The organism is Embleya sp. NPDC001921 (assembly GCF_053594475.1).
The window spans coordinates 16,895-28,076 of sequence record NZ_JBSFEO010000063.1 but is presented as its reverse complement, the minus strand read 5'-3'; the positions used below and the strand labels follow the sequence as shown (position 1 = coordinate 28,076).

At 71.0% G+C, this 11,182-nt stretch carries 9 protein-coding genes; 5 read left to right on the top strand and 4 right to left on the bottom strand.

Translation table 11 applies throughout. From position 1 onward, the window contains the following. The first annotated feature begins 167 nt into the window (after window positions 1–167). Window positions 168–407 (top strand): hypothetical protein, encoded by a 240-nt coding sequence (locus tag ACWCPW_RS45565; protein WP_449767524.1) that lies wholly within the window; start codon window positions 168–170, stop codon window positions 405–407. A gap of 219 nt (window positions 408–626) precedes the next feature. Here ACWCPW_RS45565 and ACWCPW_RS45560 read toward each other — a convergent pair whose 3' ends face one another. Beyond that, window positions 627–1,034: an ATP-binding protein gene (locus ACWCPW_RS45560; RefSeq protein ID WP_449767523.1), complete on the bottom strand. Its 408-nt coding sequence runs from the start codon at window positions 1,032–1,034 to the stop codon at window positions 627–629. Window positions 1,035–1,398: 364 nt separating this feature from the next. Between ACWCPW_RS45560 and ACWCPW_RS45555 the strand changes: the two genes are divergently transcribed. Next, window positions 1,399–2,727, top strand: a complete 1,329-nt coding sequence (locus ACWCPW_RS45555; protein WP_449767522.1) for an XRE family transcriptional regulator — start codon at window positions 1,399–1,401, stop codon at window positions 2,725–2,727. Here ACWCPW_RS45555 and cutA read toward each other — a convergent pair. Both cutA and ACWCPW_RS45545 read right to left on the bottom strand, forming a co-directional pair. Next, window positions 2,724–3,053 carry a divalent-cation tolerance protein CutA gene (gene cutA, locus ACWCPW_RS45550; RefSeq protein ID WP_449767521.1) on the bottom strand — a complete coding sequence of 110 codons (330 nt, stop codon included), beginning with the start codon at window positions 3,051–3,053 and terminating at the stop codon, window positions 2,724–2,726. The genes ACWCPW_RS45555 and cutA overlap by 4 nt on opposite strands. Before the next feature lie 676 nt (window positions 3,054–3,729). Beyond that, on the bottom strand, window positions 3,730–5,466 hold the full coding sequence (locus ACWCPW_RS45545) for an amidase (protein WP_449767520.1): 1,737 nt from the start codon (window positions 5,464–5,466) through the stop codon (window positions 3,730–3,732). Window positions 5,467–5,603: 137 nt separating this feature from the next. Here ACWCPW_RS45545 and ACWCPW_RS45540 point away from each other — a divergent pair, with 137 nt between their 5' ends. Next, window positions 5,604–6,605, top strand: a complete 1,002-nt coding sequence (locus ACWCPW_RS45540; protein WP_449767519.1) for a LacI family DNA-binding transcriptional regulator — start codon at window positions 5,604–5,606, stop codon at window positions 6,603–6,605. Between the two features lie 302 nt (window positions 6,606–6,907). Further along, a complete protein-coding gene (locus ACWCPW_RS45535; protein ID WP_449767518.1) occupies window positions 6,908–8,989 on the top strand; it encodes a SpoIIE family protein phosphatase in 2,082 nt (693 codons plus the stop codon). Between the two features lie 337 nt (window positions 8,990–9,326). On the opposite strand, the gene ACWCPW_RS45530 is transcribed toward ACWCPW_RS45535, so the two are convergent. Further along, window positions 9,327–10,169, bottom strand: a complete 843-nt coding sequence (locus ACWCPW_RS45530; protein ID WP_449767517.1) for an NAD(P)H-binding protein — start codon at window positions 10,167–10,169, stop codon at window positions 9,327–9,329. Window positions 10,170–10,471: 302 nt separating this feature from the next. Between ACWCPW_RS45530 and ACWCPW_RS45525 the strand changes: the two genes are divergently transcribed. Continuing rightward, window positions 10,472–11,110: a hypothetical protein gene (locus ACWCPW_RS45525; RefSeq protein WP_449767516.1), complete on the top strand. Its 639-nt coding sequence runs from the start codon at window positions 10,472–10,474 to the stop codon at window positions 11,108–11,110. Window positions 11,111–11,182: the final 72 nt, after the last annotated feature.

Genomic DNA, 11,182 nt, shown 5'->3' with positions numbered 1-11,182 from the left:
GCCCCCGGTCCCGGGTCGACACCCCGATCGGGCACGCCGCGAGCACACGGCACGCCGCTCCAGCCGGGCGCGTAACGTCACTCGATTGCCACGGACCGTAGAGCATCGTGTCCGCCTCCGTGCCATGGTGGCCAAGAACCCACCCCCCACCGGAACGGAGTTCCAGCATGGGTATCAAGGACGAGACGCAGGAGAAGACCCGGCAGGCCAAGCAGAGGGTGCAGGGCAAGCAGGACGAGTCGAAGCAGAAGATGCAGGGCAAGCAGGACGAGTCGAAGCTGCGAGGTCAGAGCGAGCAGGAGCGTCTGCGGCAGCGTGCCGACGAGGCACGCCGGCAGGGCCGGCGGAGCTTCGACGACATCGAGGACATCGACGACATCGAGGATGAGATGGACGACCGCCGCTGAACCCGGTCGTAGGCGTGGGCCCGCTTTCACCGCCACGGTGTTGCGGGCCCACGCGCGTACCGGGTGGTGGGTCGCGTATGGCCCCGACCGGGTGCCCCTGTCGCGGTGCCGAACGACGTGGGCGTAACACGCCTCCGCACGACAGGACTTCCGGAGGGGATCGAATAACCCTCCGGGTCGATGACGGGGACCACCTCCGGTGTGGTGATCTCCGCCGGCTCAGGCCGGGTGCTCCCGGCGGGACCTGGCGACCGGGTTGAGCAGGAAGCGGCACCATACGGACTTGCCATGGGAATGCCGATGCCACTCCAGCCGATCCGCCAGTGCCCCCACGGTCAGCAGCCCACGATGGCAGTCCGAGAGATTCCCCACGGCGAACGTCGACGCGTCGAGGACCTCTCGCCCCGGCATCTCGGGCAGACGCGGATCCTCGTCGATGACCTCGATCACCAACGCCTCGGGCCAGAACCAGAACCGCACCGTGACCCCCGGATCCGCGTCCCGCGACTCGGCGTGCACAACCGCGTTGGTCACCAACTCCGAGACACAGAAACACGCTTCGTCGACCAGCCAGGTCAGATCCCAATCGCACAACACCCACCGGGTCCACGCCCGCGCCTCGGCCACCGCACCGGGATGGGACCCCCAGATCCGGTCCCGACCCCGCGCCGACCCTCCACCGGGCACGGCCCCCCGCACCTGGGACAGCCAAAGCCACGACCCATCCGGTCTCGGGTACAGCGCAGGCTGCTCCGTGAACGCCCTTGCCTGCTCAGCCGAACCCCGATCGATCATGCTCCGCGTGGTCTGTCCTGTCTGCATTCCGCCCATGCGACAAGCGTGGTAGAGGTCGGGGTCGAGATCCATGACTGCTGTATGTCATCGGCATGCCAAATCGCCGCCGTCGGCAAGTGGCTTTGATCTGCGGGCGTTGCGAAGTCCGGTCTACTGTGGGTGATCGCATCGATTCCTGCGGGGGGTCGGAGTCGCCTTGACTGCCAACAAGGGCAAGAAGCCAAATGTTGTCCTGCGTCGCCTGCGCGAGGAAGTGCGCCATCAGACGCGCGAGGAGTTCGCCCGGTCGATGGCCGAGGCGGCCCGAGAGGTGGGCGTGAACTGTGCCTGCACTTGGCGATATGTAGCCCATCTTGAGGACGGCACCATTCGCATGCCGGGTGCGGCCTACCGCCGCGTGTTGGAACGTACAACGGGACAGCCCTTCTCATCCCTCGGCTGGGGATCTGATAGTGAGTCAGACCGCATCGCACAGGTGTCTGATCCTGCGGTCGAGGTAAAGCCACTCGTACGAGTGGACCGCTCCTCAGTCGAGGATGGAGATGAGCACGTGCTGCGCCGGGAGTTCATGCAGACATCGATGGCCATGGTGGGCTTGACGACAGCCACCGGCACGACGCCGCATCCCGCGTTCGGACGTCGTATCGGACCCAGCACTGTGCGACAACTGGTGCAGCGCACAGCGCGGTTACGCCAACTCGACAACTACCTGGGCGGAGCCGAGACCTACGACCTGTACAGAGCCGAACTCAACGTCACCACGGGCATGGTCAGGACGGCCGGCTACGACGAAGCCACCGGCCGCGCCCTGGTGTCGCTCGTCGCCGAACAAGCACAACAGGCCGGGTGGGCGGCATTCGACGCCGGACGCCATGACGAGGCCGCCAAGCTCTATGAGACGAGTCTGTCCGCAGCGCGGGAAGCCGGAGACAGTTCGCTGGCTGGGAACGCACTTGCCTACAGCGCCTACCAACGTGTGAGCACCGGCCGTCCAGGCGTGGAAATGGCCGCCGCCGCGTGCGAGACGGCCGGCCGCGAAGCGCCCCGCAGTGTGCAAGCGCTGTTGTTCGAACGCCTCGCGTGGGCGTGTGCGGCCAACGGACAGGTCTCCGGCACCGAGCGCGCACTCGCGATGGCGGAGACAGCGCTTGGGCGCTCGGACGACCGGCCGCAACCGGACTGGTCGGTCTGGGTTGATCGGGACGAGATCCAGATCATGAGCGGTCGTTGCTGGGCAGAGCTTCGCCGGCCCCTGCGCGCTGTCCCGGCACTCGAAGACGTGCTTGGGAAATTCGACGACAGCCACGCCCGCGACAAGGCGCTGTATCTGACGTGGCTGGCCGATGCCTACGCCCGCGCAGGCGAGATCGAGCAGGCCGCCGTGACGATTGCCCACACCCTTGACCTGTCCACGGGAGTCGGCTCGGTGCGCCCGCGACAGCGAGCAGTCACAGTCCTCAAGCAATTGTCTCCGCATCGTGAACTGCCGCCGGTAGCGGCTGCCTTCGAGCGGTTGACCGACTAGCCCTGATCGAGGGCAACGGTCCGGCGGATCCACTCCAAGTAGGGTGCCGACCCGGACACCAGTGGCACGGCCGAGACCTCCGGATTGTTCCAGGGGTGATGCTCGACGATGTGTGCTTCAAGATCCGCGTATCGGTCGCCGGTGGTCTTGAAGGACGCCTGCCACTCCTCACCCTCGCCAAGCCGACCCTCGTGCCAGAAGACCGAAACGAGAGGACCGGTCACTTGAGCACTCGCGGCCAGCTTCGCAGCCACTACCGAGCGAGCGAGTTCCGTCGCTGCTTCGCGCGATTCCGCCGCCGTTGACACGATCACGTAATCAGCCATGCGGAGCACACTACCCACGCCGGGATGGGCGATGGGCAGACGAAGCACGTGGGCACAGCCGTGGTTCCCGGGGCGGGCACGGTGATCGGTGACGCGGTGATCGTCCCGCGAATCCGGCCCACCGCCGGACCCGCACGCGACGCGCTCACGCCCGCCGGCCGCCGCCCTCCGCAGGAGTCCGCGCCGGCCGGGTGCGGAGGAGGTGGGCGGGCCGAGTGGTTACTCTCCCCAGAGGGATGAGGCGACGGCCGACTCGATCCCTGTCACACCGTCGGTCCGGCGCTCGCGCAGCAGATCGCCGCCGATGGAGTAGCGAGGCGCCGCGGCTTCCGACCGACCAGCTCGTTCCACGATGGCGTCGACCAACGAACGCACCATGTCCAGAAGGGGGTTGGCCTTCGTCCAGCCGATGGCACGATGCTATCGCTGGATGGCGTGCGTGCCACCGACTGTTGCGCCCGGATCGCGCCTCCGGTCGCCTGATGAGGACGGCTTCGTGCGATCGCGCCGGGCGCAATACCGCCTCGCGCCGCCCGCGACGAGGCCAACGCCGGGAACATCGCGGTGGACACGGCCCGAGCCGTGATCGAGCCGGCCGCGCCCGCGCGGTGGCGATCCGCGTTCCGATGGACATCGAGGGGGCGTCGAAGCCGGGAGGGGCCGCGGCCCCTTCGGGTCACTCGGCGGTGAGCCTCGGCGTGCGCGGGGGTTCGGTGCGGCGGTTGCCGGTCGCCTCGAAGGCCGCGGCCAGGCCGAGCAGGGCGTTGTCGTCGTACGCGCGTCCCGCGAAGGTCAGTCCCACGGGCATGGCGATGTCCGCCATGGTGCCCATCGGCACGGTCACCGTCGGGATGCCCAGGTGTCGGGGCACCAGGTTGCCGTTCGCGACCCAGACCCCGTTGCGCCAGCCGAGGTCGGCGGACGCCTCGTCGACGTCCATGTCCGCCGGGCCGACGTCGGCGACGCTGGGGAACACCACGGCGTCCAGGCGCAGTTCGTCCATCCACACTTCGAGGTCGATCCTGCGGGTCTCCTCGAGCGCGCGCAGTCCCTCCTCGAGGTGCGGCATCTCGGTGAAGGACGCGTACGGACGTTCACGCACCAACCGCGGGTAGTCGGCGATCGTGTCGTCGAACCCGGCGTAGCGGTCCGGGAGTTCGCCGGAGTGCTTGGGCCAGATCCGGGTGCTGTCGACGTCGGCCAGCGTGCCGAGCGCCGGGTCGCCGTTGGCACGGAGGAAGTCGTCCCACGCCCAGGCGGACAGGTCCTCGATCTCGATGGTGAGGAAGTCGCGTGCGACCAGGCCGCGGGTGAGCAGCGAGGGCGCGCCGGGGCGGTCGGACTCGTAGTTCGACACGACGGGGAAGTCGACCTCGACGACCTCGGCGCCCGCTGCCTCCAAGTCGCGGCGCGCGGCCTCCCACAGGGCGATCACGGAGGCGCGCGTCTCGATGCGCTGCCCGGTCTGGCCGCCGATGCCGCCGTCGGGGTTCGTGCCGGCGTCGGGGTCGGCGTTGATGTACATCGTCGGCACGCCGACGCGCTTGCCGGCGAGGGCGGCGCGCGCGGTGGTCGCGTCCGCGGGGGCGAGCATCGAGTACGAGTCGGGACGCACCTGCGACGCCGCGGGCACCGGCACCCACGGCTGGGACCGCCACAGGTCGCCGCGGGTCTCCGGGTCGTCGGCGACGACGACGTCGAGGAGTTCGAACAGGTCGGCCATGGTGCGGGTGTGCGGGACCACGACGTCCATGGTCGGCACGAGGGGCCAGTTGCCGCGCACCGAGATCACGCCGCGACTGGGCGTGTACGCGCACAGCGCGTTGTTCGACGCGGGTGCCCGGCCCGACGACCAGGTCTCCTCGCCGAGGCCGAACGCGCCGAACGACGCCGCGGTCGCGGTGCCCGATCCGTTCGACGACCCGGAACCGTAGGCGCTGGTCAGCCAGTCGGCGCTGTAGGGGCTTTCGGCGCGCCCGTACACGCCGCGCTGCATGCCGCCGTTCGCCATGGGCGGCATGTTGGTCAGGCCGATGAGCACGGCCCCGGCCGCGCGCAGCCGCTCGACGGCGAACGCGTCGCGGCGGGCGACCAGGTGCTCGAACGCCGGCGAGCCGGCCGCCGCGGTCAGCCCCTTCGCGAGGTAGCTGTCCTTCGCCGTGTACGGGATGCCGTCGAGCGGGCCGAGGGTCTTGCCGCGCGCACGGCGGGCGTCGGAGGCTTCGGCGTCGGCACGGGCGTCCGGGTTCATCACGACCATCGCGTTGAGCGCGGTTTCGGTGCCCGGCAGGTCGTAGGCCTCGATCCGCGCGAGGTAGGCGTCGAGCAGCTCGACCGCGGTGGTCTCGCCCTTCTCCAGCGCCGCGCGCAGGTCGGCGATGCTCGTCTCGACGACGTCGAATCCGCGCGTCATGCGGGGTGCCTCCTCGAAGATCGGGCCGTGCGGATGGCATGCCCAGGCCGATGCCGGATCGATCCGGCATAGGTGAATCTAGATGGTGCCGGATCGATCCGGCAAGTACCCGAGCAGGCCATCTACAATCCATGGCTGTGACCGCCCGCATCGTGACCCTGATCGACGTGGCCCGCGCCGCCGGCGTGTCCCGCAGCACCGCCTCGGACGCCCTCCAAGGCTCCGGACGCGTGGCCGAGGCCACCCGCACCCGGGTCCGCGAGACCGCGGAAGCGCTCGGCTACCGCCCCAACAGCGCCGCCCGCCGCCTGCGCCGCGCCGGCACGGGTGCGATCGGTCTCTACCTCCCCCGGACCGCGACCCGGCTCGACTACTACATGAACCTCGCCTTCGGAGTCGTCGCCCGCGCCCAGGACGACGGGTTGGACGTGGTCCTGCTCGGCGGATCCGCCGGCGCCCACGGACCGGTCGCCTCCCGAGTCGACGGCCTCCTGCTCATCGACCCGGACGCCGCCGACCAGGCCGTCGCCGTGATGCTCGACGCCGGTGTCCCCGTCGTCACCGGCGAGCGGTACCCGGGCCCGTCCTCCGTCCCCAGCGGCGCCGTGGTCTGCGACAACGCCGCCTCGCTCACCGCGCTCCTCGACCACCTCGCCGGCCAAGGCGCCCGCCGCCCCGCCCTGCTGGCCCCGGGTGGCGACTCGACGTGGGCCCGGGCGCTGCGGACGACGGCCGAGGCCTGGGGCACGGCGCGCGGCGTCGCGGTCGCCGTACGCCGCGTGCCCTTCGCCGCCACGCCCGCCGAGGCCGCCGAGGCGGTACGCGGCCTGCTCGAAGCCGACCCTGCCGTGGACGCCGTGGTCTGCGGCCCGGACGGCGCCGCCCCGGGCATCCTCCACGCCGCCACCGCCCTCGGGCGCACACCCGGCAGGGACCTGCTGGTCGCCTCCTGCGTGGACGGCACCGCCGTCCGCACCAGCAGCCCGCCGATCACCGCGGTCGACCTCAGACCCGCCGACTACGGGCGCGCCTGCGCCGAACTGCTCTGCGACATCCTGGCCGAGCACACCCCACCCGACACCATCCGCCCGCACGAATGGGTGCTGCACGCCCGAGCCTCGACACAACCCGACCGCTGATCGGCGCCGGGCACCCCGGACCGACTGTTCCGACGCCGGCACAGGACGCCCTTCAGCGGGCGGCGGCTTGTCGGGGTCGACGCGGCAGCGCCACGGTCCGCCCGGCGTCGGCGCGTACCGGGGGGTCGGGGCGAGCGCCGGCCGTGGCGGCGCGCTTCCGTGGTGGGGCGGGCGCGCGACCGACCGACACCACGTCCGCCGCGCGGTCCCGATCGTGGGGCATGCGTTCGAGGTGCAGCATGGAAGGGAGGTGCTTGATCGGCGCGCGCCGAGCGGGCTCCGTGGAGTAGGGAGCTTCGAGGATGGACGCACACGAGCCGCTCCCGGGGGACGACGAGCGGGGCCGGTTCGTGCCGTCGCCGCCGGGTGGACTGCTCGACCTGCTCAACGTGGCCGCGATCGTGTTGGACGGCCGGGGCAGGATCGTGTTCTGGAGCCCGCAGGCGGATGAGGTGTTCGGTTACACGGCCGAGGAGGCCCTGGGGCAGTACGCGGCTCACGTGCTGGTCAACAAGGAGCACACGGACCTGGTGGTCAAGCTGTTCGCCGAGGTGATGGGAACCGGCGCGAGTTGGGCCGGCGCGTTCCCGATCCGGCACAAGGACGGCAGCACGCGCCTGGTGGAGTTCCGCAACATGCGGCTGCTGGACGATCTCGGTGACGTCTACGCCCTGGGTATCGCCGCCGATCAGCGGATGTTGCGGCGGGTGGAGACCGATCTGGCCCTGATGGAGCGCCTGGTGTCGCAGGCCCCCATCGGCATCGCCCTACTGGACAACGACCTGCGATACCGCGTGGTCAACCCGGCGCTGGAACGCATCAACGGCGTCGCGGCGGCGGACCACATCGGCCGCCACCCCGGTGACATCCTGCCGAGTCTCGACATCGACACCGTCGAGTCCGCGCTGCTCCAGGTGCAGCTCACGGGCACGCCCTTGATCGACCAATACATCGTCGGGCGTACCGCGGCGGACCCGGACCACGACCACGCGTGGTCGGTGTCCTACTACCGGCTCGAAGGTGCCGGGGGACGGGTGATCGGGGTGGCCGTCTCGGTCGTCGACGTCAGCGAACGCCACCGGGCCACGACCGAGGCGGACCGGGCCCGGCGCCGCCTGGCCGTGATCGCCGACGCCTCCGTCCGCGTCGGCACCACCTTGGAGGTGGACCGGACCGCCCAGGAACTGGCCGACATCGCCGTGCCCGGCCTGGCCGACGTGGCCGCGGTCGACCTCCTCGACGCCGTCTTGGCGTTCCGCCGAAGCCCTCCCGCGCACGATCCGGGCCCGGAACTGTTTCGCGCACTCGCGGTGGCGTCCGCGTACCCCACACCCGCCACCGCCGCCGTCAAGGCCGGGGACCTCGCCGCCTACGGGGCGGACCGTCTGATCACCCGGTGCGTCCACACCGGGCAACCCGTCATCCTCGCGCATGTCGACGCCGAGGACCTGCGGCGGATCGCCCGGGACGCCGACGGCGCGGCCGCGTTCGCCCACGCCGGCGTGCACTCCTACCTGGCCGTGCCGCTGATCGCCCACAACGAGGTCCTCGGCGCGTTCGACCTGCTGCGCGCGCGCAACCCGCTTCCGTTCGACGAGGACGACGTGCTCCTGGCCGGGGAACTTGCGGCCCGCGCCGCCGTCGCCATCGACAACGCCCGCTGGCACCAGAGCATCCGCAACGCCGCCGAGACCCTGCAACGCAGCCTCCTGCCGGGCCGCCCGCCCCGGCTCACCGGCCTGGAGGTCGCCTCCCGCTACCAACCCGCCCAGGCAACCAGCGAGGTCGGAGGCGACTGGTACGACATCATCCCCCTCACCGACGACAAGACCGCCCTGGTGGTCGGCGACGTGATGGGCAACGGCATCGACGCCGCCGCGACCATGGGCCGGCTGCGCACCGCCACGTGCGCCTTCGCCGACCTCGACCTCGCCCCCGACGAGATCCTGCGCCACCTCGACAAGATCACGCAGGGGCTCGAGCACTACATCGCCACGTGCGTCTACGTGGTCTACGACCCGCACGGCCACCACTGCCGGATAGCGAACGCCGGACATCTCCCGCCCGTGCTCGCGGCGGCCGGACACGAACCCGTTCTGCTCGACCTGCCCACCGGTGCGCCCCTCGGCGTCGGCGGCGTCCCGTTCCGGACCACGGCCTTCGACCTGAACCCGGGCGACCGGCTCGTCCTCTACACCGACGGCCTCGTCGAAACCCGCCACCACTCCATCGACGACCGCCTGAACACGTTGGTGCACACCCTGGAGGGACCGCGCCGGTCGCTGGAGGACACGTGCCGGTGGCTCCTGCACTCCCTGCGCCACCCCGACGACCACGACGACGTCGCCCTCCTGATCGCCCAGGCCACCGCCACGCGCACGTGAGGTCCCGCCGAAGGACCGGCCCGGGTCGGTGTCCGCGTCCCCCGACCGTGGCCGATCCGGCCGGGGCCGCCGCCGGATGAGTCCCCAGATCGCGAAGGAGAACGCCGCGATGAAGGTGTCCGAGACGGGAAACCGCCTTTCGAGTTCGGCGGCGTCGGGTTCCGCGGCGCCGTCGTGTAGAGGACGATCACGTCGACGGGCACCGACACGAGCAGTGCGTCTCCCGAAGCCCCGGCGTTCGCGTTTTCGGTTGCCCCGGGCCCCGCCGAACGGACCTCGTTCGGCGGGGCCGCGGGACCGGTGTGGTCGCGAGCGGTCGGTCGGGTTCGTGCGCCGGTCAGGAGAAGTCGGCGCGGTGGTCGGCGGCCCATTGGGCATAGGTGCGCGCGGGGTGTCCGACGAGTCGTTGGATGGTGTCGTTCACCGGCGCGGGCCGGTCGACGGTGGCGGCCATCAGGTCGAACAGGGCGTTGACGAACGGGGCGTCCAGGAAGTGGCTCATCTGTTCGCGGACGGGGCCGTCGTCGAGTTCCTCGAGAGCCAGGGGGCGGCCCAGCGTCTCGCCGAGGACGCGCACCTGCTCGGCCTGGGTGAGGGAGGCGGGGCCGGTGAGGTCGTAGACGCGTTGGGCGTGCCCGTCGCCGGTGAGCACGGCCGCGGCCGCCTCGGCGACGTCGCGCTCGTGGACCACGGAGGCGGCGGCACCGGCGTACGGGGCCCGGACGATGTCGGATTCCCGGAGCTGCGGGGCGAAGCTCAGCGTGTTGATGGCGGGGAACAGCAGGCGCAGGAAGGTCCAGTCGAGGCCGCGGGCGACAACGGCCTTCTCGACTCCGGCGTGGTAGGCGGCGATCACGTCGGACTGCACGTCGTCCGCGTCGCCGACCACCGCTCCCGAGGAGAGGAACACGATGTGCCGGACCCCGGCGTCGGCGGCCTCGGTGAGCAGGGTGCTCGGGTCCATCCCGTACGGCAGGACGAGGAAGATCTTCTCGACGCCGTCGAGGGCCGGGCGCAGTGATGCGGCGTCGGTGAGGTCGCCTCGCACGACGTCGACCCCGGCGGGCAGGCCGGCGTTCTCCGGCGTGCGGGACAACGCCCGGACCTTCGTGCCCGTGGCGGCAAGGATCTCGACGGTCTCACGCCCGAAACGCGCGGTTGCTCCAACAATCAGAATCATGACGGCTCCATGAGGCTGGGCTGCTTGAACGAGGCTGGCTGCCTGAACGGCTCGACCATAGCCACGCATGCGGAAGGTTCCGTTCCTATATCGAGCGGGCGCGCGGGCCGGAGCGGCACAGGTTGCGGAGAGCCGGCCCGGCGGACCGACCTGTTCGACACGATGCCGGGCGACACCGGGAGTCGGACGTTCCCAGGGTGGGGATCGACCGCTTCTCGGTACTGTGCTCCGCAACCATCGCCCGTCCTCCACGACGGCGGTCACCCGCCCATGGCCGTCCGCTGAATGCCCGAGGAGCACCCTTGTCCGCGTATGACCGGGAAATAGCGCAGACCCGTGCGCTGTTGCTGCGCATGTTCGACGAGCTCGACACCGAATTGGCCGCGGTCGAAGCGCGAGTGGCCGCTTGCGGTTCGCCTCCCCAGGCCGTGGCCCGTACCGCGGACGCCGCGCGCATGCGGGACGCGTTGCGTGCCGCACCCGACCCGACCGACCTCCTCCTGGACGCATCGCCGGTCGGCTGGTTCACCGCTCAGCTCGCCCAGGCCCGCGTGTGCCTGCCCGCAGGACCGGGGGAGGGCTTCGGCCCCGACGCCTCCGGCCTGTACACGGCGCCGTGCCTGTTCGACCCACACCACGGGCCGGCGAACGTCGGCGCGTTGTGGCAGCCGTCGCCGCAACTGCTGCCCCGACCGGTTCTGTGCTGCGCCGAGGACGCCGCACGCCTGGCCGACGGCAAGGCGCCGCGTGCACGGCTGTTCGCGACGATGAAAGGCCCTCGGCCGCTCTGGGAGTGCGGCGACCGTATCCAGGTGTGGTGGCTGCTGGGCCACTTCACGCTCGCGGGCTGGGACCGACTCGCGGCTGTGCTCGCCCACACCACCCTGGCCTCGTCGCTGAATTACGTGATGACCCACGCGGGCGCCACCAGTACGAAATGAGCCCCCGCACCGCCCGCCCGGCGCCTCGTTGGTCGAAAGGCGTGGCAGTCCGCCCCGGTGATACCCGGCCGG